This is a genomic window from Streptomyces sp. NPDC002276 (assembly GCF_053891435.1).
Map to the genome: position 1 here is coordinate 198,231 of NZ_JBSFCQ010000019.1, position 21,279 is coordinate 219,509.

Sequence of the window (21,279 nt, forward strand, 5' to 3'; positions counted from 1 at the left end):
GGCGCCCATCGCTAAAGTGCGCATATGGGACATTGGCTGCACCGCAACATCGTCGAGCCGGGCAAGTTGCCCCTGCTCCTCGCGCTCACCGCCTTCGTCCTGACGTTCGTCATCACCCGTGTCATCACCCGCCTGATCCGCGCGGGCAAGGGCCCCTTCGGCAACATCAAGGCGGGTGACGTGCACATCCACCACGTCGTCCCGGGCGTGGTCCTCTCCGTGCTCGGCGGCTTCGGCGCGGTGGCCAGCACGCGCTACGGCGTCGGGTCCGCCCTGTTCGCGATCGTCTTCGGCATCGGTGCGGGCCTGGTCCTGGACGAGTTCGCGCTGATCCTCTACCTCGACGACGTGTACTGGACCGAGGCGGGCCGCAAGAGCGTCGAGGCGGTGGTTCTCACGGCGGCCCTGGTCGGGTTCGTCCTCGCGGGTTTCTCGCCCTTCGGTGTCAACGACCTCACCGCCGCCGAACTCCACGACCGCGCAGGCGTGATCGTCAGCGTCGCGGTCAACTTCCTCTTCTCCCTCATCGCCCTGAGCAAGGGCAAGGCGCGTACGGCGGTCTTCGGCGTCCTGGTCCCGCTGGTCGCCCTCGTCGGCGCGATCCGGCTGGCCCGCCCGGGTTCCCCCTGGGCCAAGCGCTTCTACCGCAAGCGCCGCCACCGGGCCCGGGCCCGTTCGACCCTCCGCGCCTACCACCACGACCGCCGCTGGGCGGGCCCGCGCCGTGCCTTCCAGGACTGGATCGGCGGCAAGCCGGACCCGGATCCGGTGCGGATCCCCGGCCGACAGTGACCGAGCCCTCCGCCGCGCCTACCGCACGCGCACCCGCAGTCGCCTGTGCCGTAGCGCCGACACCAGACACAGCAGCCCCACCGCGATGATCGCCGCCAGATGTTCCTTGCCCGCGAGGTTGCCCTTCAGCATGACCTCGATGGCCATCGCGCCGGTCACGGCCAGCGCCGTCGCGTACGCGCCGTAGCGCCACGCGACGAACACCGCGAGGCCGACCACCGCGGCCGAGGGGCCCGTGTCCACGACCAGGCGGTCCGAGCCGGGCAGTCCGAAGGGGTTGTCGAAGCCGAGCCAGATGCCCAGCCGCGCGTACAGCGTGCCGGCGAGGGTCGCGGCGTAGGCGATGACCAGGGTGCGCCAGCGGCCGAGGCAGATCTCCGCGATGCCGAAGACGAACAGGATCTGGGCCAGGGCGCCCCACACGGGGAGGTCGAGGGCCGGTACGAAGAGGGAGAGGGGGGTGCGGAGGAGGGCCAGCCACAGCGGGTCCTCGGCCCGGACCGCGCCCGCGTCCTGCACGAACTGGTAACCCCAGGACTGGTTCTGCACGAATTGCAGGGCCGCCGTCAGCAGCACCGCCCCGATCGTCATCGGGATCGCCCGCCGGCGCCGTTTCAGGAGCGGCTCGCGCACGGTGACGTAGAGCAGTCCCCATTCGGCGCGGGCCCAGCGGGCGAGGCGGTTCATCTGTGCGTCTCCAGGTGCTTGCGGTGCAGCCACTTCGGCAGTCCCGGCGCCTCCAGAAACCCTTCCGCGCGCGCCGACGCGAGGCCGATGCGCAGCAGGTCCGCGCTCTTCTCGAAGAGCAGGAACCGGGGTTCCCAGATGGGCCGGTACTTGGCGTTGGCGCGGTACAGCGACTCGATCTGCCACCACCGGGAGAAGAAGCTGAGGAGTGACCTCCACAGCCGCAGCACCGGTCCGGCGCCGATCCGCGCCCCCCGTTCAAAGACCGAACGGAACATGGCGAAGTTGAGCGATACCTGGGTGATTCCGATTTCCTGGGCGCGGCGGAGGAGTTCGATCACCATGAACTCCATGAGTCCGTTGTCGGAGTCGCGGTCCCGGCGCATCAGGTCGAGGGACAGCCCGTGCGGACCCCACGGCACGAAGGACAGCACCGCCCTCAACTCGCCGTCCCCGTCGGTGCATTCGAGCATCACGCACCGCCCGTCGTTCGGGTCCCCGAGCCGCCCCAGCGCCATGCTGAACCCGCGCTCGGTGGCCCCGTCCCGCCAGTCGTCGGCCCGCTTCAGCAGATACGCCATCTCCTCGGCCGGAATGTCCTCGTGGCGCCGGATCCGGACCGTGTAACCGGCCCGCTTCACCCGGTTGTAGGCCTGCCGTACGGTCCGCATGGCGCGGCCCTCAAGGGTGAAGTCGGCGACCTCGACGAGGGCTTCGTCACCGAGTTCGAGGGCGTCGAGCCCGTGCCGCGCGTAGACGGTGCCCGCTTCCTCGCTCGCGCCCATGACGGCCGGAATCCATCCGTGAACGCGGGCTTCCGCGAGCCAGGGCTCGATCGCGCCGGGCCACGCCTCGGGGTCGCCGATCGGATCACCGGACGCCAGCGACACCCCACCCACGACCCGGTAGGCGACGGCGGCCTTGCCGGTCGGCGACCACACCACGCTCTTCTCCCGGCGCAGCGCGAAGTACCCGAGCGAGTCCCGCTCGCCCTGCCGCTCCAGCAGCGCCCGCAGCTTCTTCTCGTCGTCCTCGGTGAGCGGGTCGACGGCTCGCCGGGAGCGGAACGCGGCGTAGAAGACGGCGAGGACCAGGACGGTGCTGAGCACGTTGATGGCGACGTTGACCCAGTTCGGGGTCCAGATCCCGGGGAAGCGGTTCTCCGGGGCGTCGATCGTGACCAGCCGGAACGAGCCGTAGTGCCAGCGCTCCAGGAACGTCGAACGGGACGCGTCGTGCGCCTTGTTGGTGACCGTCACCAGCAGCGCGGCCAGCAGCGAGGCGACCAGCGTGCCGCCGACGGCGACGACGGCGGCGAGCCGGGGGTTGGACCGGTCGCCCTTCGCGTAGAACTCCCGGCGGCCCACCAGCAGCGCGGCGACGAACGCGGCGGTCAGGCCCAGGGAGATCCAGTTCTGCGTGTACTGGCGGATCTCCTGGAACGACATCGCGAACCCGAACAGCGCCAGGAACAGCCCGCTGACCACCAGGTTCAGGATCCACGCGGCGCGTTTGCGGCGCCGCATGGTGATGGCGAGGAACGCCGTGAAGACGCCGGAGGCGAAGCCGGCCGTCAGCAGATACGGCGTGAAGAAGTTCTCCTGGTTGTGCCGTCGTACGTCCTGCCCCAGCGAAACCCACGCCGCGCTGAGGAAGTTGATGAACGCGACGGCCCGCAGATACCAGACGGCGAAGGCCGCGGCCCGCCGCGAGGCGCCTGTGCTGTGACGTTCCTGAACGGGCCCGACTCGGACATCTCCCATGAAGGAGGATCATATGGGTGTTGTTGCGGCGAACGTTTCTTTTCCGTCGCCGCAACGATCACGCTCGGATCACTCCTCGGGCTTCTCGACCTCGACCGGCTCCTCGGTCTTCTCCTCCGGCTTGAGCGGGAGTTCGGCCGCCAGCGCCGCCGCGGCCTGCACCAGCGGCAGCGCGAGCAGCGCGCCCGCGCCCTCGCCGACGGTCACGCCGTGGTCGAGCAGCGGCTCCAGCGCCATCCGGTCCAGCGCCTTCGCCTGCCCCGGCTCCCCGCTGTTCTGCCCGGCCAGCCACCAGTCCGGCGCCCGGAACGCGACCCGCTGACCCACCAGCGCACAGGCGGCGGCCACGACCCCGTCCAGGATCACCGGCAGCTTCCGTACGGCACTCTGAAGCAGGAACCCGGTCATCGCGGCGAGGTCGGCCCCGCCCACCGTCGCGAGCAGCTGCAACTGGTCGCCCAGCACCGGCCGGGCCCGGCGCAGCGCGTCCCGGATCGCCGCGCACTTGCGCATCCACGCCAGGTCGTCGATCGCGAGCCCGCCCCGCCCGGTGACCACGGACGCGTCGGTCCCGCACAGCGCGGCGATCAGCACACAGGCCGGGGTCGTGCCGCCGACGCTCACATCGCCGAGGACCACCAGATCCGTACCGGAGTCGGCCTCCTCGTTCGCGACGGCGACACCCGCCTCGAACGCGGCCGTCGCCTCCTCCAGCGTCAGCGCGTCCTCGATGTCGATCCGCCCGCTGCTCCGCCGTACGCGGTGCTTCACGACCTCGTCGGGCAGCGCGTCCGGCTCGCAGTCCAGGGCCATGTCCACGATCCGCACCGGCACCCCGAGCCGCCGGGCCAGTACGGCCGCCGGGCTGCCGCCCTCCAGCACCGACCGCACCAACTGGTCGGCGGTGCCCGCGGGCCGTGCGGACACGCCGAGTTCGGCGACTCCGTGGTCGCCCGCGAACAACACCACGCGCGGCCGTTCGACCGGCCGCACCGGCACGGAGGACTGCGCCGCCGCCAGCCACTCACCCAGTTCGTCGAGTCGGCCCAGCGACCCGGGCGGCACGATCTGACGTTCACGCCGCGCCTCGGCGTCACGGCGCACACCGCCGTCGGGGCGCTCGATCAGATCGGTGAAGTCGTCGAGATTAAGCGAGCTCATTCGCCGAACAGTACCGGCAGCGATCGCGCGCGACAGAGCCACATGGCCACCACGCGCCCCGGACGTCCTTGCCTCCAGGATCGGCATCCCGTACGTATCGTTTTGCACCGTATTGTCGTACGCCCCCGGGAGCCGCCATGAACAGCCTGCGCACCCGCGTCAGCGCCCTCGACGAGCGCCGCCGTCACCGGACACTGGCCCGCGCGATCCTGCGCCTGCTCCCCGAACCGGAGAGCTGGCTCGACGTCGGCACGGGCGACGCCCACTTCCCCGAGACCGCGAAGGAACTCTTCCCGTACACGTCCTTCGACGGCCTCGACCCCACCCCCCGAGTCGTCCGCGCCCGCGCCGCCGAACGCATCGAGGAGGCCTACGCCGGCCACCTCACCGACCCGCACATCACCTCAGCCCTGCACGCCCGCTACGACGTCGTCACCCTCCTCCGCGACCGCACCCCCGCCCCCGACCCCGCCGCCGAACTCCACGCGGCCCTCACGGTCCTGCGCCCCGGCGGCCTCCTCCTGCTGGAAGCCGGGTCGGACGACCTGCGCGCCCAACTGGCCTCCCAGGACTGCGAGATCGTCCCGGAACACCGCCGAGTCCCGGACCGGCTCCCGGCCCCGCAGCGACTGATCGCGCGCCGGAAGCCCTCAGCCCCGTAGCGCGAGCGCCTGCCCGGCAACCACCAACAACACGTGCTCGCACTCACCGGCGATCGCCGCGTTCAACCGCCCCAGCTCGTCGCGGTACCGGCGCCCGGACGCGGTCGCCGGCACGATCCCCGAACCGACCTCGTTCGACACGGCGACCAGGGTCCGCCGGGTGGCCCGCACCGCGGCGGTCAACTCCCGTACCCGCTCCCGGAGTCGCTTCTCCCCGCCGTCCCCCCACTCCGTGTCGTCCCACGCCCCCACGGAGTCCATCGCGTCCGTCAGCCACAGCGACAGACAGTCGATGAGCAACGGCGGCCCGTCCGCCACCAGCAACGGCACCAGGTCGCACGTCTCCGCCGTACGCCACGACCCCGGCCGCCGCTCCCGGTGCGCGGAGACCCGCGAGGCCCACTCGGTGTCCCCGTTGCGCGAGCCGCCGGTCGCGACGTACAGCACATCGGGGAACGCCTCCAACCGCCGCTCCGCCTCCACCGACTTCCCGGACCGCGCCCCGCCCAGCACCAGCGTCCGCCGCGGCACATCGGGCACGTCCTCGTAGACCCCCACGGTCAGCGTCGACCCGTCCGGCACGGCCCGCGCCCCCACGGCGGCCAGCCGCCGCGTCAACTCCGCGCCCGGCGGCACGTCGTGGTCGAGATGCACGGCGATCACATCGGTCGCGGGCCCCATCGCCCCCACCGCCCGCAGCTTGGCCAGCGCGTCCGGCCGCCCCACGACATCGGCGAGCACCATGTCGTACGACTCGACGCCCCCCTCCTCAAGCCCGGCCGGGGCGGCCCCGGGCGGCAGATACAACACGCGCTGCCCATCGGGCCCCGTGACGGCGTACCCAGTACCCGGCGCGTCCATCGCCACCGCCCGCACCCGGTGCCCCGTCAGCAACGCCAGCTGCCGTCCGTCCGGCACCCGCCCCGGCTGCGGCAGCCCCACCGGCACCTCCACGGCGGGCCCGTCGTGCGGATGCGACAACAGCACCTGCCGCACACCCCCCAGCGAATGCCCGGCCCGAGCCGCCGCGAAGGCCGCGCCCGGCGTCAGATCGAGCAACAGCGTCCCGTCCACGAGCACGGCGGTGGCGGCCCGGGCATCCACCCCGAGCGAAACGGCACAGGCCGCACAAGGGCAGTCGAGACGGGGGAGCCCCGCGGGGGCACCGGTACCGAGCAGAGTGAGTTCCACGGGTCGATTTTCTCCGTTGACTTGTAGACACGCGCGACCTGGACTCACCTAAGGGGCGCGGGGCTGTGACATTTGCGGCTCCGCCGCGGGGCGCGCCCAGCCCCCACCGACCCGCACCCGGCCGAATATCCGCAGCTCATCCACCACTCACCCACCGGAGCGAATAGGGTGCTTGGCAGAAGCCGGACCAAGATCCGGCTTCTGCTCTGCATGCGCTGAGACCTTGGAGGCGTACATGGCGGCATGGATCTGGCGGTTCGAGAAGTCCGACGGGACCGAGGTCGAACCCGCGGTCCCGCCGGAGGAGTTCACCACGCAGGGGGACGCGGAGTCCTGGCTCGGCGAGGTGTGGAAGGACCTCGTCGCGGGTGGCGCGGACCAGGTACGGCTGTTCGAGGACTCCACGGAGATCTACGGCCCGATGAGCCTGCACGCCGAGGAGGCGTAACGGAGGGGAGGGGCGGTCGGAGGGAAACCGGCCGCCCCCTCCCTCACTGCTCGCCCAGCGTCACATCGACCTTCTTCGACGCACCGTTCCGCGTGTACGTCACCGTCGTCTTCTGCCCCGGCTTGTCGGACGCCAGCGCCTCCGACAGCGAGGTGATCGTGCTGATCCCCGTGTCGCCGAGCTTCGTGATGATGTCCCCGGCCCGGATGCCGGCCTTGTCCGCGGCCCCGCCGCTCTTGACCGCGACCACGGCCACCCCGGCCGCCCGGTAGCTGTCGTCGACGACCGTACGGCCGGTGATGCCGAGCGCGGCCCGCCCCGAGTCGGTCACCTTGCCGTCCTTGACGATCTGGTCGGCGACCGTCTTCACCATCGAGGACGGGATCGCGAACCCGATACCCGGCGCGGCCCCGCCCCCGAAGCTGGGGTCGGTCGCCGCGAGCGTGGGGATGCCGATGACCTGCCCGTCGAGGTTGACCAGCGCGCCCCCGCTGTTGCCGGGGTTGATCGCCGCCGAGGTCTGCACCATGTTGGCGATGGTCGCGCCCGTACCCCCGTCGCTGCTGCCCTCGCTGACGGTCCGTCCGGTCGCCGAGACGATGCCCTGCGTCACGCTGGACGACAGTCCCAGCGGCGAGCCCATGGCGAGGACGATCTGCCCGACCTCGACCTTGGACGAGTCGGCGAAGGCCGCCGCCTTCAGCCCGTCCGGCACCTTGTCCAGCTTGACGACGGCCAGGTCCTGCTCGGGATACGAGTAGACGAGCTTGGCGGTGAGCACGTCCTCGCTGTTCGCGGTGGTCACCTTGAAGGTCTTCTCGTTCCCGACGACGTGCGCGTTGGTGACGATGTGTCCCTGGTCGTCGTACACGACCCCCGACCCCAGATCGCTGCTGGCCTGGATCTGCACGACCGACGGCAGGACCTCCTTGATCACCTTCTGGTAGTCGCTCTGTAGGTCGTCGCTCGCCATCGGCACGGCGGCCTGTGCGGCCTGTGCGGTCGAGGTGTCCTTCTTCGAGGAGGATCCCGAACCACCGCACCCGGCGACCAGCGCGAGCGAACAGACGAGAAGAGCCATGGGCCGGAGGGCACGCGTACGGGTTCGGGTACGGGTACGGGAAGAGTCCATACGCCGAGTGTCTCTTTGGGGTGAATGCCCGGCTTGTGCTGCTGACCCGAACGGGCCCCTCGCCGTGAGCCCGTGAGCCCGTGTGCCCGCGCTCAGCCCCGCACGCCGCACAGATGCAGCAGCGCGGCCACCGAGCGATACGGATCCGTCCGCCCGGCCCGCTCCTCGGCGGCCAGCAGCGGCTCGACGTCCGCCGGGATCTCGACCCCTTCGGGCGCGGTGTCGGTGAAGACCCGCACGCCGTACCAGGCCTGGAGCGGCGCCCCGATCCCCGCCAGCGTCGCCGTCAGGGTGCCCAGCCGGTCCGCCCGCACATCCAGGCCGAGCCGGTTGCGGTACGCGGTCGAGTCGAAAGCGGTCGACGTGGTCGCCCAGTCCCAGGACAGCCCGGGCCGCATCGCCAGCGCGTCGGCGTTCCGCACGAGAAGGGACAAGAGCCCGCCGGGCGCCAGCATCCGGGCAAGACCCGCGAGCAGCGGATCGGGCTCGGACACGTACATGAGTACGCCATGACAGAGCACGACGTCGAAACTGCCCGGCAGGAAGTGCACGCCCGTGTCCCGGCCGTCGCCCTCGATGATCCGCACCCGCTCCCGGATGCCCTCCGGCTCGCCGGACAGGGCCGCACGGGCCGCGGCGATCATCCTTGGTTCCTGTTCGAGCCCGGTCACCTGATGCCCGGCCCGGGCCAGCCGCAGCGCCTGCGTGCCCTGCCCCATCCCGACGTCGAGCACCCGCAGCCGCTGCCCGACGGGATAGCGCCCGGCTATCTGCTCGTCGAGCTGCCGGGCCACCAACTCTTGTCGTACGACATCCCGCAGCCCGCCCAGCCTTGCCAGCCAGGCGTCCGCCGCGCCCCCGGAGAAGGAGTCCGCGCTCAGGGCTTCTCTCCGCGCTTGACCTGCGGCTTCGGCAGCCGGAGTCGGCGCATCTGGAGGGAGCGCATCATCGCGTACCAGACCGTGCCCTTGGTGTCCTGGCCCGGGAAGCGCTCGGCGAGCCGCTTGCGCAGCCGGAACACGTTCAGGAACGAGTCGACCACGATCAGGACGATGATCACGAGCCAGAGCAGCAGCGCGATGTTCTGTAGCGCGGGCACCTGCACCACGCTGAGCACGAGGATCACCACGGCCATCGGCAGGAAGAACTCGGCCACGTTGATGCGCGAGTCGATGTAGTCACGCGCGAACTTGCGGACCGGGCCCCTGTCGCGGAGCGGCAGATCCCGCTCGTTGCCGCGGCCGGCCAGCGCCGAGCGCTGCTTCTCCATCTGCGCCCGCCGCTCGTCGCGCTGGCGCTTGGAGGCGTCCTTGCGCGTCAGCGTGGTGTTGGCCACGCTGCGGCGCTGGGTCTGCGACTCACTGCGCTTGGGCGTGGGCCGACCCTTGGGGGCCTGCGGGTCTCGGGGCTGCTTGGAGTCGGTCGGCGAAGCCTGGTCGGCGGTCGCGGCCTTCTCTTCCTTGGCACGGCTACGGAACACAAAACCCAAGCTTACGGGGTGGATGCGGTTGGACCCCAGTCCGGTGGGGAACGATCCGGCAACACCAGTCGTCTGTAGGGGGACAAGGGGGGCGACGCAGACGGGCGGCTCCGGGTTGTTACCCGGGGAACACCTACTCCTTACGCCGGAGCGGGACCGTAGGCAGTCGTCCTTGGGGATGAGCGCATCCGTCCCCGAACAGTGCGGTAATGGATGCAGGGCCCGTACTGTGGGTTCTGTTGCAGTCGCTGGAGCTGGAGTCCGTCAGAAGGGGGCGCGCGAAGCCCATGAGCGGTGTCATGAAGCGTATGGGGATGATCTTCCGCGCGAAGGCGAACAAGGCCCTTGACCGGGCCGAGGACCCGCGCGAAACCCTCGATTACTCGTACCAGAAGCAGCTGGAGCTGCTTCAGAAGGTGCGCCGGGGTGTGGCCGACGTCGCCACGTCACGCAAGCGTCTGGAGCTCCAGCTCAACCAGTTGCAGTCGCAGTCCTCGAAGCTGGAGGACCAGGGCCGCAAGGCGCTCGCGCTGGGCCGTGAGGACCTGGCCCGCGAGGCGCTCTCGCGCCGGGCCGCGCTCCAGCAGCAGGTGACCGACCTGGAGACCCAGCACACCACCCTCCAGGGCGAGGAGGAGAAGCTCACCCTCGCGGCCCAGCGCCTCCAGGCCAAGGTGGACGCCTTCCGTACGAAGAAGGAGACCATCAAGGCCACGTACACGGCGGCCCAGGCACAGACCCGGATCGGCGAGGCCTTCAGCGGCATCTCCGAGGAGATGGGCGATGTCGGGCTTGCCATCCAGCGCGCCGAGGACAAGACCCAGCAGCTCCAGGCCCGCGCCGGCGCCATCGACGAACTGCTCGCCTCCGGAGCCCTGGACGACCCGACCGGCATGGCCAAGGACGACATCCAGGCCGAGCTGGAACGGCTGTCGGGTGGTACGGATGTAGAGCTGGAACTTCAGCGGATGAAGGCGGAGCTGGCCGGAGGTTCGGCCTCGCAGCAGGCGATCGAGGGCGGCAAGGACCAGTCCCAGTCGCAGTCCTCCTCCCAGCCGCAGGACACCCCGCGCTTCGACAAGCAGTGACGTGATGTGACGGCCCACGCCTGAGGAGGGCGACATGATCGTACGGATCATGGGGGAGGGGCAGGTGAGGCTGGCCGACGGCCACCTCACCGAGCTGAACAAGCTGGACGACGTACTCCTGAGGGAAGTACAGAACGGCGACGGCCCCGCCTTCCGCGAGACCCTCCAGGCCCTCCTGGCCAAGGTCCGCGAACTGGGCGAGCCGCTCCCGGACGACTCCCTGGAGCCGTCGGAACTGATCCTCCCGTCCCCGGACGCGACGCTGGAGGAGGTCCGGGACCTGCTGAGCGACGACGGCTTGATCCCGGGGTGACCTTTCAACGCCGGTGACCGCACTCAGCCCGCTGGGGGTCTGGGGGCACAGCCCCCAGGAGGGACGCCGTACGGTGCCAGCATGAGCGTTCTCGACCGAGCCCGCTGCCAAGCGAAGGCGCACCCCTCCGCGCTGGACGCGGTGCTCGCCGCCGCGGTGCTCGTGTGCATGGTGGCCGGGTCGTTCGTGGACCCGCACGGCGGGCACGGCGTCAGCTGGGGCATCCGCACCCCTGACCCCCTCAGCCTGGTCCTCATGGCGGTCGGCGCCGCCGCGCTCGTCTGCCGCCGCCGCGCCCCCATGCTGGTCCTCGCCGTCACCGCCACCGCCTCGCTCGTCGAGAGCGTCACCAGCGACCCCCGCGCCCCGGTCGCGATGTGCGCCGTGGTCGCCCTGTTCACCGTCGCCGTCACCACCGACCGCTCCACCACCTGGCGCGTGGGCCTGCTCACGATGACCGTGCTGACCGGCGCCGCGATGCTCGGCGGCCCCCTCCCGTGGTACGCGCAGGAAAACCTCGGCATCTTCGCCTGGACCGGCATGGCCGCCGCCGCCGGAGACGCCGTACGCAGCCGCAAGGAATTCGTGCACGCCATCCGCGAGCGCGCCGAACGCGCCGAACGCACCCGCGAGGAGGAGGCCCGCCGCCGGGTCGCCGAGGAACGCCTCCGCATCGCCCGCGACCTGCACGACGTGGTCGCCCACCACATCGCCTTGGTCAACGTCCAGGCCGGAGTCGCCGCGCACGTCATGGACAAGCGCCCCGACCAGGCCAAGGAAGCCCTCGCCCACGTACGCGAGGCCAGCCGCTCCGCGCTCAACGAACTCCGCGCCACCGTCGGCCTGTTGCGCCAGTCCGGCGACCCCGAGGCCCCCACCGAACCCGCCCCCGGCCTCGACCGTCTCGAAGAACTCGCCGGCACCTTCCGCAGCGCGGGCCTCCAGGTCCTGGTCGCCCGCGCCGACAACGGCACCACGCTCCCCGCGGCCGTGGACCTGGCCGCCTACCGCGTCATCCAGGAAGCTCTCACCAACGTGCAGAAGCACGCCGGGATCGAAGCCAAGGCCGAGGTGAGCGTCGTACGGGTCGGCCCGAACGTGGAGGTCACCGTCCTCGACAACGGCTCCGGCGAGTCCGGCGAGGAGGAGGTCCCCGACTCCGGCGGCGGCCACGGCCTGCTCGGCATGCGCGAGCGGGTCACCGCCCTGCGCGGCACCCTCACCACTGGTCCCCGGTACGGGGGCGGCTTCCGCGTCCATGCGATCCTGCCGGTCAAGACCCGCCCACGCGCCTCGGGGGACCCCGCATGACGACGATCCGTGTCCTGCTCGCCGACGACCAGGCCCTGTTGCGCAGCGCCTTCCGCGTACTCGTCGACTCCGAGCCCGACATGGAGGTCGTGGGAGAGGCCGCGGACGGCGCGCAGGCCGTACGGCTGGCGAAGGAACAGCGGGCCGATGTCGTGCTGATGGACATCCGGATGCCCGGCACGGACGGCCTCGCCGCCACCCGCATGATCAGCACGGACCCGTCGCTCGCCCACGTCCGGGTCGTCATACTGACGACCTTCGAGGTCGACGACTACGTGGTGCAGTCCCTGCGCGCGGGCGCCTCCGGCTTCCTGGGGAAAGGCTCGGAACCCGAGGAACTCCTCAGCGCGATCAGGGTCGCCGCGGCCGGCGAGGCCCTGCTGTCCCCCGTGGCGACCAAGGGCCTGATCGCCCGCTTCCTCGCCCAGGGCGACCTGGACGAGGACCGCGACCCGGCCCGCGCCGAACGCCTCGAAGCCCTCACCGTCCGCGAACGCGAGGTCCTCGTCCAGGTCGCGGGCGGCCACTCCAACGACGAGATCGCCGAACGCCTCGAAGTCAGCCCCCTGACGGTGAAGACCCACGTCAACCGCGCCATGGCCAAACTCGGCGCCCGCGACCGGGCCCAACTCGTCGTCATCGCCTACGAGTCGGGGCTGGTCCGGCCGCGAGTGGAATAACCCGGCAGCCCTACGGCAGCGCCAGCATCCGCTCCAGTGCCAGCTTGGCGAACGCCTCCGTCTCCTTGTCGACCTCGATGCGGTTGACGAGGTTGCCCTCGGCGAGGGACTCCAGGGTCCAGACCAGGTGGGGGAGGTCGATGCGGTTCATCGTCGAGCAGAAGCAGACCGTCTTGTCGAGGAAGACGATCTCCTTGCCCTCGGGCGCGAAACGGTTCGCGAGCCGTCGTACGAGATTCAGCTCGGTGCCGATGGCCCACTTCGAACCGGCCGGGGCCGCCTCAAGTGCCTTGATGATGTACTCCGTTGAGCCCACGTAGTCGGCCGCGGCCACGACCTCGTTCTTGCACTCCGGGTGGACCAGGACGTTGACACCGGGGATGCGGGCGCGCACGTCCTCCACCGACTCCAGTGAGAAGCGGCCGTGCACCGAGCAGTGTCCGCGCCACAGGATCATCTTCGCGGCCCTCAACTGGTCAGTGGTGAGGCCCCCGTTGGGCTTATGCGGGTTGTAGACGACACAGTCGTCGAGACTCATGCCCAGGTCGCGGACGGCCGTGTTGCGGCCGAGGTGCTGGTCGGGCAGGAACAGCACCTGCTCGCCCTGCTCGAAGGCCCACTCCAGCGCGCGCTGCGCGTTCGACGAGGTGCAGATCGTGCCGCCGTGCTTGCCCGTGAACGCCTTGATGTCGGCGGACGAGTTCATGTACGAGACGGGTACGACCCGCTCGGCTATGCCCGCCTCGGTCAGCGCGTCCCAGCACTCGGCGACCTGCTCGGCGGTGGCCATGTCGGCCATCGAACAGCCGGCCGCGAGGTCCGGCAGGACGACCTTCTGGTCGTCGCCGGTCAGGATGTCCGCGGACTCCGCCATGAAGTGCACACCGCAGAACACGATGTACTCGGCCTCCGGGCGCGCGGCGGCGTCCCGGGCCAGCTTGAAGGAGTCGCCCGTGACGTCGGCGAACTGGATGACCTCGTCGCGCTGGTAGTGGTGGCCGAGCACGAAGACCTTGTCGCCGAGCTTCTCCTTGGCCGCGCGGGCCCGCTCGACCAGGTTCGGGTCGGACGGCGAGGGCAGGTCGCCGGGGCACTCGACACCGCGCTCGCTCCTCGGGTCGGCCTCGCGGCCGAGCAGCAGCAGGGCGAGGGGCGTCGGCTGAACGTCGAGCTCCTGGGTCTGGGCGGTGGTCACGACACGCACCCTTTCTGTTCTGCGGACCGGCCCGGTGGGGCCTTTTCGTCGAATTGACGTTATCTATCATAACCGCTTCACGTCAGTTTGACGATGGCCATAGCGTCGATGTGACATCAATCCCGGCAGACGCCCGGCAGACGCCCGGCAGGTGCCTGGCAGGCGTTGGATACGCGCTCGATACGCGCTCAGCGGGGGACCTTGCGGGGGTGTGCGAGCATGGAGGGAGGTGCCGACGGAAAGACACCGGACGTGGTCCGGAATGAATCCGCGGCCCCGGCGGTTGAACTCGTCGGCAAGCAGTCTCCGTACAACCCGGGAGAGATGTAGATGTCCGTATCGGACGAGACCAGCACCGTCACCGACGGCATCCTTCTGTCCGACGCCGCCGCGGCGAAGGTCAAGGCCCTGCTCGACCAGGAAGGCCGGGACGACCTGGCCCTGCGCGTCGCCGTGCAGCCTGGTGGCTGCTCGGGCCTGCGCTACCAGCTCTTCTTCGACGAGCGCTCCCTCGACGGCGATGTCGTCAAGGACTTCGGTGGCGTCAAGGTGGTCACCGACCGCATGAGCGCTCCCTACCTGGGTGGCGCGTCCGTCGACTTCGTCGACACCATCGAGAAGCAGGGCTTCACGATCGACAACCCGAACGCGACGGGCTCCTGCGCCTGCGGCGACTCGTTCAGCTAAGCCCCACCGAGCAGTTGTAGTACGGCGAAGGCGGCGGCCCCCTCCGACAGGGCCGCCGCCTTCGGGCTTTTCCGATGCCCGTGCGGGAGTGCTTGAGTGCCTACCGGGCCAGCGAGGGCCCCGCGCCCGCCGTCGGCTGGGTGCTCTTCTCCACGGGGATCGCCCTGCCGTCCGGACCCACGACCGCCCGGTCGCCGAGCGGCGCCTTCAACTGCACGGTCCGGTGGTAGATCTTGGCGATCATGATGCAGACCTTGTTCGGCCACGGCGTCGCGGTCACCGTGACCGTCACCTGGTCCGAACTCTCCGAGGCCGCCACCTTGTAGTCGGCGCACACCCCGCCGGTGAAGGCCACGGTGAGGCTCTTCCCGTCGGCCGAGTAGCCGTCCGCCTTCACATCGTGCGGAGCCGCGGTCGCCGTCGAGGTCGAAGTCGGAGCGGGCGTACCGGCCGAGGCCAGATACTTCGGATCGATCGCCGGATACGTCACCGTAAAGCTGTCCTGCCCACCCGACTGCTTCACCTCGAACAGCCAGGACGGTACGAGCGTCTGCTTCCCGGCCACGGAGTGCGCGGCGAGCCCGAACACCGCGTGCTCGACGGTCGCCGCGGCCTGCGCGGGCGAGGCGGAGACCGCGGTCGACGAACCGCAGGGCGCCTCCAGCCGGTCCTTCAGCGGTACGGCACTGGCGCAGCCGCCGATGCCCATGCGGTGGTCGGTCCCCGGCGCCGCGTTCAGCAGGGCCAGCGTCTTTCGCGCGCTCAGCACCGGATAGACGTCACCCTTCATCGGCGCCGCCAACTGCCCGCTCCCGCCCACCACTTCACCCTGGGCGCTGACTGTCAGCCCGGTCGTCCAACCGTGCGTGGGCAGCCCGCCGATCAGCGGTTCGGCGTTCACCATCCGCTGCGCGCCCATGAGTTGACTCGCGTCCACCTTCGCGTCGTCCTGGCCGACGGCCTTGAGGATCGGCGCGGCGGCCTGCTTCGCGACCGTGACACTCACCGGGTCGGTGGCCGAAGTGCCGGGATCCTGCGCGCACTTGAGGGTGTCGGTGCAGTTGTCGGTGCCGGGCGCGTAGCGGTTGAACGTCCACAGGCCCGGCGCCGCCTTGTTCACCTGGAGACTCGGCCCGCTGCCGTCCTGCCCGCCGACCTTCCAGTACTGCCCCTCGGCCACCGGTGTCCCCACGACACCGAGCGCCTTCGCGAGCCGGGCCACATCGTCCTTGGCGACGGCACCCTCCGGTGAGTAGACGGCCGCGGAGCCGGGCCCGGCGGGCAGAGTGCCCTGGGCCTTGTAGGTCTCGCCGTACGGATTCGGCTCCCCGGACGCGATCCCGTTCGTACCGCCCGTACCGCCCGTCGCGTACCCGTCGAGCGCGAGCGGCGGGGGAGTGCCGTCGGCACCGGACGCCGCGGATCCCGTCCCGTCCCCCGAACCGTCGGAGGACGAGGAGGAGGACGCGAGGTACGCCCCGCCACCCCCGACGAGGAGTACGGCGGCTGCCACGGAGGCGATGACGAGGGGGGAGCGGGAGCGGGACCGCGGCGGGTGTTCGTCGTCGGTGCGGTCGGAGATCTCGGAGATCTCGGAGATCTCAGAGGCGTCCGAGGCGTCCGAGGCGTCCGAGGCGTTCGAGGTTTCCGGCTGGTCGGGCTGCGCATCGGATGTCACCGGGACGGGATGTTCCGAGGGGTCGGGTTCTGTCTCCTCGACCGCTGCCTCCTCGGGTTCCGTCCCCTCCGGCCGGCCGGACTCCTCGGAAACGGCACCTTCGTCGTCGGCCACTTCTCCGTCGGCCCCGGTGTCCTCGACCTCGGGCCCCTCCACGGCGCCCTTCGCGGCGTCCCCCACGCCCGGCACATCATCGGAGGCGCCGATCGCGTCCTCGTTGTCGGGTCGCTCGGTGTTCACCGCATCGCTCCTTCGGCTGCGCAACTGTCCCATGACCCTGACCCGCCCCTGTCAAAGCGGCAGGCGGAAGGGTCGTATCCCGCATCCCCTTTACGGGGGACAGCGATGGGACGCAGCGGGGGAGCGCACGGTTCCCCCGAACGCGCCGATCGAGCCGACGAGCTCCGGACTAGTCGCCGTATTCGCCCATGGCGTCCAGCAGCCGAGCCGACTTCGACGGTACCGACACGCCGTGGATGAGGGACGGGGACACCGGAAGAGCGACGATCCGGTCGGGAACCGTCCAGTGCGGAGCCATCCGCGCGCAGTCGCCGCGCAGCGCCGCGAGGTCCGCCGCACCTTCGCCTTCGAGATGGACCGGAACGGGGCCGTCGACCTTGAGGTTCGTCATAGCGGCACCGTACGCACGCTTTACCTCGCGAAGAAAGATCTACTATCGGGTAGTTTTGGCCGCTTCAGAGCCGCCGGGCCGACCGGGTAGCGTGAACTGTCAACGCAGCCTCCCTCAGGAGAGTCCTCGCCGTGCGCATCGCAGTCACCGGCTCCATCGCCACCGACCACCTCATGACCTTCCCCGGCCGCTTCGCCGACCAGCTGGTCGCGGACCAGCTGCACACGGTGTCGCTCTCCTTCCTGGTCGACAACCTCGACGTACGCCGGGGCGGCGTCGGCGCCAACATCGCCTTCGGCATGGGCCAGCTCGGCACCGGGCCGATCCTGGTCGGTGCCGCCGGCTCCGACTTCGCCGAGTACCGCGACTGGCTCGACCGCCACGGCGTCGACACCGACTCGGTCCGTATCTCCGAGACGCTGCACACCGCCCGCTTCGTGTGCACGACCGACGCCGACCACAACCAGATCGGCTCCTTCTACACCGGCGCGATGAGCGAGGCCCGCCAGATCGAACTGAAGACAGTCGCCGACCGCGTGGGCGGTCTCGACCTGGTCCTGATCGGCGCCGACGACCCCGAGGCGATGCTCCGCCACACGGAGGAGTGCCGGACCCGCTCCATCCCCTTCGCCGCAGACTTCTCCCAGCAGATCGCGCGCATGGACGGCGACAACATCCGCATCCTGCTGGAGGGCTCGGCGTACCTCTTCTCGAACGAGTACGAGAAGGGACTCATCGAGTCCAAGACCGGCTGGAGCGACGAGGAGATCCTGTCGAAGGTCGGCCACCGCGTCACCACGCTCGGCTCGCGTGGCGTTCGTATCGAGCGCGTCGGCGCGGACCCGATCGAGGTCGGCTGCGCGGAGGAGGAGCGCAAGGCCGACCCCACGGGTGTCGGCGACGCGTTCCGTGCGGGGTTCCTCTCGGGGCTGGCGTGGGGGGTTTCGCTGGAGCGGGCGGCGCAGGTCGGCTGCATGCTGGCGACTCTCGTCATCGAGACGGTGGGTACGCAGGAGTACCAGGTGTCTCGTGGGCACTTCATGGAGCGGTTCACCAAGGCGTATGGGGATGACGCGGCGGTGGAGGTTCGTAAGTACCTGGGCTGAGCTGGATTGTTGTCCGCGGGTGCGTGGGGGCTGGTCGCGCAGTTCCCCGCGCCCCTAACGGGGCGCTCAGCCGGTCCGGCGGATTACGTATGCCGGGCCTTCCTCTTCCCCCACGTACTCCTGGTCCCGCATCTCGCACCACGCCGGGATGTCCAGCCGTGCCGCCTCGTCGTCGGACAGGACGCGGACCGTGCCGCCGATCGGTACATCGCCGATGACCTTGGCCAGTTCGATGACCGGGATCGGGCAACGCTTGCCGAGGGCGTCCACGACGATCGAGTCCTTCTCTACGACCGCCAGCGGCACCCCCGCCCCCAACTTCTCCCGCACCCCCGCCACCGCCCCCGGCAGCACCGCGAGGAAACGTTCGACGTCCTCCTCCGTCGTTCCCGGCGGCAGCGACACCCGCACGTTTCCCTCACTCAGCACCCCCATCGCCTTCAGCACATGGCTGGGCGTCAGCGTGCTGCTCGTGCAGGACGATCCGGACGAGACGGAGAAACCGGCGTGGTCCAGTTCGTGCAGGAGAGTCTCTCCATCGACATAGAGACAGGAGAAGGTGACGATCCCGGGCAGTCGCCGCACCGGATCGCCGACCACGTCCACGTCCGGCACCAACCGCGGCACCCGGGCCCGGATCCGCTCCGTCAGCTCCCGTAGCCGTAGCGCCTGCTCGGTCGCCTCCGTGCGGGCCGCGCGCAGGGAGGCCGCCGCGGCCACGATGGCGGGGATGTTCTCGAAGCCGGGGGAGCGGCCCGACTCCCGTTCGTCGACGGGGCCTTGGGCCGCGAAGCGCACGCCCTTGCGTACCGCCAGCAGGCCGACGCCGGCCGGTCCGCCCCACTTGTGCGCGCTCGCCGTGAGCAGTGACCAGGCACCCTCGACCGGCCCCCACCCCAGCGACTGCGCCGCGTCGACCAGCAACGGCACCCCGGCCGCCCGGCACACGTCGGCCACCTCGGCGACCGGCTGTACCGTCCCCACCTCGTGGTTGGCCGACTGGAGACAGGCCAGCGCGGTGTCCGGGCGCAGGGCCTCGCCGTAGGTCCGCGCGCTCACCGCGCCCGTCCGGTTCACGGGAACCTCGGTCGCCGAACCGCCCGCCGCCACCAGGCTCTCGGCCGAATGGAGCACGGAAGAGTGTTCAACCGCTGACACGATCAGGTGACGTCCGACGCGCCGCCGTCCCGCCAGAGCCCCCGCAATTCCCGTGTGCACGGCCCGAGTACCCGAGGTGGTGAACACCAGCTCGTCGGGCCGACACCCGACGGCCTCGGCGGCGGCCTCCCGCGCGGCGTCGAGCAGCAACCGCGCCTTACGTCCTTCCCGGTACAACCGAGCGGGGTCCGCCCACCCTTCGTCCAGAGACGCCAACAGCGCCTGCCGGGCGACCGGATGGAGGGGAGCGGAGGAGGCGGCATCGAAGTAGGACACACGGCAACGTTAAATCGCGGGCGAGTCAAGAAGGGGCGCGGGGAACTGCGCGACAAGCCACAACGCACCCCCCACCCGCCCAAATCACCCCAACCCCCGAGCTATTAGGCGCCCGGAGTAACCCCCGGCGCGTATGCCACCCTCCCCGCGAACCCCTGGAAGGCGTCGGCTAGGGTTTGGTCCGCATAAACATCCAAACCCCTGCCCGACGCAGGGCGGCGACCGACCCGCGTGAAGGCAGGCCGCAGCCAATCCGCGCGGGCGAGACTCTCGGGAAGGCGCTACGTGAGTCCCAACGGCTCCGACCGCTCGCCGCGGCGCCCGATGCGGCGGAAGCTGCTGCAGGCAATGACTGCGGGCCTGGTCCTGGCGACCGCGACCGGTTGCACATCCAAGGACTTCCCTCGCCTTGGTTTCCCCACCCCGACCACGGAGGAGGGTCCGCGGATCCTCTCCCTGTGGCAGGGATCCTGGGCTGCCGCGCTCGCCGTCGGCGTCCTGGTGTGGGCCCTGATCATGTGGAGCGTCGTGTTCCACAGGCGCAGCCGCACCAAGGTCGAGATCCCCCCGCAGACCCGGTACAACATGCCCATCGAGGCGCTGTACACGGTTGTTCCGCTCATCATCGTCTCGGTGCTGTTCTACTTCACGGCCCGCGATGAGACGAAGCTCCTGAGCCTCGACAAGAAGCCCGACGTGACGGTCAACGTCGTCGGCTTCCAGTGGAGCTGGGGCTTCAACTACATCGAGAACGTCGACGGTGTCAGTGGCGACGCGACGACCGACAAGAACCTGGCCGCCATTCCGGACCGGTTCAAGAAGGACTTCCCGGCGAACGCCGGCGGTGTCTACGACGTCGGTACGCCCGCCACGAAGAACCCGCAGACCGGTAACCCGGGTCCGACCCTCTGGCTCCCCAAGGGCGAGACGGTCCGCTTCGTCCTCACCTCGCGTGACGTCATCCACGACTTCTGGGTGGTGCCGTTCCTCATGAAGATGGACGTCGTCCCGGGTCACACCAACGCCTTCCAGGTGACTCCCACCAAGGAGGGCACCTACCTCGGCAAGTGCGCCGAGCTCTGCGGTGTCGACCACTCCCGGATGCTGTTCAACGTGAAGGTCGTCTCCCCCGAGCTTTACCAGCAGCACCTCAAGGACCTCGCCAAGAAGGGGCAGACCGGTTACATCCCCGCTGGCATCGCGCAGACGAGCCACGAGAAGAACCGGGAGACGAACAACCTGTGAGCATCCTCAACGAACCTCAGGGTGCCGCGGCAGCAGAGTCCCACTACGCGGATGAGCTGCCGGTAAGGCGCAAGCAACCCGGCAACGTCGTGATCAAGTGGCTCACCACCACCGACCACAAGACGATCGGCACGCTGTATCTGGTCACGTCGTTCGCGTTCTTCCTGATCGGCGGCGTCATGGCGCTGCTGATGCGCGCCGAGCTGGCGCGGCCGGGTCTACAGATCCTGTCGAGCGAGCAGTTCAACCAGGCGTTCACGATGCACGGCACGATCATGCTGCTGATGTTCGCGACGCCCCTGTTCGCCGGTTTCACGAACTGGATCATGCCGCTCCAGATCGGCGCGCCCGACGTGGCGTTCCCGCGGCTGAACATGTTCGCCTACTGGCTCTACCTGTTCGGCTCGACCATCGCGGTCGGCGGCTTCCTCACCCCGCAGGGTGCGGCCGACTTCGGCTGGTTCGCCTACAGCCCGCTGTCGGACGCGGTCCGCTCGCCCGGCATCGGCGCCGACATGTGGATCATGGGTCTGGCCTTCTCCGGCTTCGGCACGATCCTCGGCGCGGTCAACTTCATCACCACGATCATCTGCAT

22 protein-coding genes are annotated in these 21,279 nt (G+C 70.1%); 11 read left to right on the forward strand and 11 right to left on the reverse strand.

All coding sequences use genetic code 11. From position 1 onward, the window contains the following. The first annotated feature begins 24 nt into the window (after positions 1 to 24). Entirely contained in the window at positions 25 to 792 is a 768-nt protein-coding gene (locus ACWIHT_RS37755; RefSeq protein WP_456172984.1) for a hypothetical protein, read from the forward strand. Positions 793 to 810: 18 nt separating this feature from the next. Here the strand turns inward: ACWIHT_RS37755 and ACWIHT_RS37760 are convergent, their stop codons facing one another. The 3 genes from ACWIHT_RS37760 to cobT all read right to left on the reverse strand — a co-directional run bounded on the left by ACWIHT_RS37760 (position 811) and on the right by cobT (position 4,403). Next, positions 811 to 1,479 (reverse strand): hypothetical protein, encoded by a 669-nt coding sequence (locus tag ACWIHT_RS37760; protein ID WP_456172985.1) that lies wholly within the window; start codon positions 1,477 to 1,479, stop codon positions 811 to 813. Then, positions 1,476 to 3,242 carry a phosphatidylglycerol lysyltransferase domain-containing protein gene (locus ACWIHT_RS37765; protein ID WP_456172986.1) on the reverse strand — a complete coding sequence of 589 codons (1,767 nt, stop codon included), beginning with the start codon at positions 3,240 to 3,242 and terminating at the stop codon, positions 1,476 to 1,478. The genes ACWIHT_RS37760 and ACWIHT_RS37765 overlap by 4 nt, the downstream gene beginning before the upstream one ends. Before the next feature lie 69 nt (positions 3,243 to 3,311). Next, entirely contained in the window at positions 3,312 to 4,403 is a 1,092-nt protein-coding gene (cobT, locus tag ACWIHT_RS37770; RefSeq protein ID WP_456172988.1) for a nicotinate-nucleotide--dimethylbenzimidazole phosphoribosyltransferase, read from the reverse strand. A gap of 137 nt (positions 4,404 to 4,540) precedes the next feature. Here cobT and ACWIHT_RS37775 point away from each other — a divergent pair, with 137 nt between their 5' ends. Beyond that, positions 4,541 to 5,065: a methyltransferase domain-containing protein gene (locus ACWIHT_RS37775; RefSeq protein ID WP_456172989.1), complete on the forward strand. Its 525-nt coding sequence runs from the start codon at positions 4,541 to 4,543 to the stop codon at positions 5,063 to 5,065. On the opposite strand, the gene ACWIHT_RS37780 is transcribed toward ACWIHT_RS37775, so the two are convergent. Continuing rightward, a complete protein-coding gene (locus tag ACWIHT_RS37780) occupies positions 5,054 to 6,256 on the reverse strand; it encodes a bifunctional adenosylcobinamide kinase/adenosylcobinamide-phosphate guanylyltransferase (protein ID WP_456172990.1) in 1,203 nt (400 codons plus the stop codon). The two genes, ACWIHT_RS37775 and ACWIHT_RS37780, sit on opposite strands and share 12 nt — an antisense overlap. 235 nt (positions 6,257 to 6,491) lie before the next feature. Between ACWIHT_RS37780 and ACWIHT_RS37785 the strand changes: the two genes are divergently transcribed. Beyond that, positions 6,492 to 6,704, forward strand: coding sequence for a hypothetical protein (locus ACWIHT_RS37785; RefSeq protein ID WP_019075820.1), 213 nt, complete (start codon positions 6,492 to 6,494; stop codon positions 6,702 to 6,704). A gap of 43 nt (positions 6,705 to 6,747) precedes the next feature. Here ACWIHT_RS37785 and ACWIHT_RS37790 read toward each other — a convergent pair whose 3' ends face one another. The 3 genes from ACWIHT_RS37790 to ACWIHT_RS37800 form a co-directional block, all read right to left on the reverse strand. Then, the gene (locus tag ACWIHT_RS37790; protein ID WP_456172992.1) at positions 6,748 to 7,836 is read right to left on the reverse strand and encodes a S1C family serine protease; all 1,089 of its coding nucleotides are present in this window, start codon (positions 7,834 to 7,836) and stop codon (positions 6,748 to 6,750) included. Positions 7,837 to 7,928: 92 nt separating this feature from the next. Continuing rightward, on the reverse strand, positions 7,929 to 8,630 hold the full coding sequence (locus tag ACWIHT_RS37795) for a class I SAM-dependent methyltransferase (RefSeq protein WP_456172994.1): 702 nt from the start codon (positions 8,628 to 8,630) through the stop codon (positions 7,929 to 7,931). An 83-nt stretch (positions 8,631 to 8,713) separates the two neighbouring features. Further along, positions 8,714 to 9,316 (reverse strand): DUF3043 domain-containing protein, encoded by a 603-nt coding sequence (locus ACWIHT_RS37800; RefSeq protein WP_456172996.1) that lies wholly within the window; start codon positions 9,314 to 9,316, stop codon positions 8,714 to 8,716. A gap of 287 nt (positions 9,317 to 9,603) precedes the next feature. Here ACWIHT_RS37800 and ACWIHT_RS37805 point away from each other — a divergent pair, with 287 nt between their 5' ends. The 4 genes from ACWIHT_RS37805 to ACWIHT_RS37820 all read left to right on the forward strand — a co-directional run bounded on the left by ACWIHT_RS37805 (position 9,604) and on the right by ACWIHT_RS37820 (position 12,708). Then, positions 9,604 to 10,404, forward strand: coding sequence for a PspA/IM30 family protein (locus ACWIHT_RS37805; protein ID WP_200716465.1), 801 nt, complete (start codon positions 9,604 to 9,606; stop codon positions 10,402 to 10,404). A 34-nt stretch (positions 10,405 to 10,438) separates the two neighbouring features. Then, positions 10,439 to 10,717 (forward strand): PspA-associated protein PspAA, encoded by a 279-nt coding sequence (gene pspAA, locus ACWIHT_RS37810; RefSeq protein ID WP_200716464.1) that lies wholly within the window; start codon positions 10,439 to 10,441, stop codon positions 10,715 to 10,717. A gap of 81 nt (positions 10,718 to 10,798) precedes the next feature. After that, positions 10,799 to 12,028: a sensor histidine kinase gene (locus tag ACWIHT_RS37815; protein ID WP_456172997.1), complete on the forward strand. Its 1,230-nt coding sequence runs from the start codon at positions 10,799 to 10,801 to the stop codon at positions 12,026 to 12,028. Further along, positions 12,025 to 12,708, forward strand: coding sequence for a response regulator (locus ACWIHT_RS37820; protein ID WP_456172998.1), 684 nt, complete (start codon positions 12,025 to 12,027; stop codon positions 12,706 to 12,708). Before ACWIHT_RS37815 ends, ACWIHT_RS37820 begins: the two co-directional genes overlap by 4 nt. A 10-nt stretch (positions 12,709 to 12,718) precedes the next feature. On the opposite strand, the gene nadA is transcribed toward ACWIHT_RS37820, so the two are convergent. Continuing rightward, positions 12,719 to 13,903 carry a quinolinate synthase NadA gene (gene nadA, locus ACWIHT_RS37825; RefSeq protein ID WP_456173000.1) on the reverse strand — a complete coding sequence of 395 codons (1,185 nt, stop codon included), beginning with the start codon at positions 13,901 to 13,903 and terminating at the stop codon, positions 12,719 to 12,721. Between the two features lie 330 nt (positions 13,904 to 14,233). Between nadA and ACWIHT_RS37830 the strand changes: the two genes are divergently transcribed. Beyond that, positions 14,234 to 14,590 (forward strand): iron-sulfur cluster assembly accessory protein, encoded by a 357-nt coding sequence (locus ACWIHT_RS37830; RefSeq protein WP_456173001.1) that lies wholly within the window; start codon positions 14,234 to 14,236, stop codon positions 14,588 to 14,590. A gap of 100 nt (positions 14,591 to 14,690) precedes the next feature. On the opposite strand, the gene ACWIHT_RS37835 is transcribed toward ACWIHT_RS37830, so the two are convergent. Beyond that, entirely contained in the window at positions 14,691 to 16,508 is a 1,818-nt protein-coding gene (locus ACWIHT_RS37835) for a hypothetical protein (protein WP_456173002.1), read from the reverse strand. Between the two features lie 169 nt (positions 16,509 to 16,677). After that, positions 16,678 to 16,899: a hypothetical protein gene (locus ACWIHT_RS37840; protein WP_456173003.1), complete on the reverse strand. Its 222-nt coding sequence runs from the start codon at positions 16,897 to 16,899 to the stop codon at positions 16,678 to 16,680. A 131-nt stretch (positions 16,900 to 17,030) separates the two neighbouring features. Between ACWIHT_RS37840 and ACWIHT_RS37845 the strand changes: the two genes are divergently transcribed. Beyond that, positions 17,031 to 18,005 carry a carbohydrate kinase family protein gene (locus tag ACWIHT_RS37845; RefSeq protein ID WP_456173004.1) on the forward strand — a complete coding sequence of 325 codons (975 nt, stop codon included), beginning with the start codon at positions 17,031 to 17,033 and terminating at the stop codon, positions 18,003 to 18,005. A 66-nt stretch (positions 18,006 to 18,071) separates the two neighbouring features. Here ACWIHT_RS37845 and ACWIHT_RS37850 read toward each other — a convergent pair whose 3' ends face one another. After that, complete coding sequence (locus tag ACWIHT_RS37850) at positions 18,072 to 19,439, reverse strand: aminotransferase class V-fold PLP-dependent enzyme (protein ID WP_456173005.1); 1,368 nt, start codon at positions 19,437 to 19,439, stop codon at positions 18,072 to 18,074. 285 nt (positions 19,440 to 19,724) lie between these two features. Here ACWIHT_RS37850 and ctaC point away from each other — a divergent pair, with 285 nt between their 5' ends. Together ctaC and ACWIHT_RS37860 are read left to right on the forward strand one after the other, a co-directional pair. Then, positions 19,725 to 20,684: an aa3-type cytochrome oxidase subunit II gene (ctaC, locus tag ACWIHT_RS37855; RefSeq protein ID WP_200717620.1), complete on the forward strand. Its 960-nt coding sequence runs from the start codon at positions 19,725 to 19,727 to the stop codon at positions 20,682 to 20,684. Next, positions 20,681 to 21,279: cbb3-type cytochrome c oxidase subunit I (locus ACWIHT_RS37860; RefSeq protein WP_456173006.1), on the forward strand; the 599-nt coding region annotated here is incomplete at its 3' end. The genes ctaC and ACWIHT_RS37860, both read left to right, overlap by 4 nt.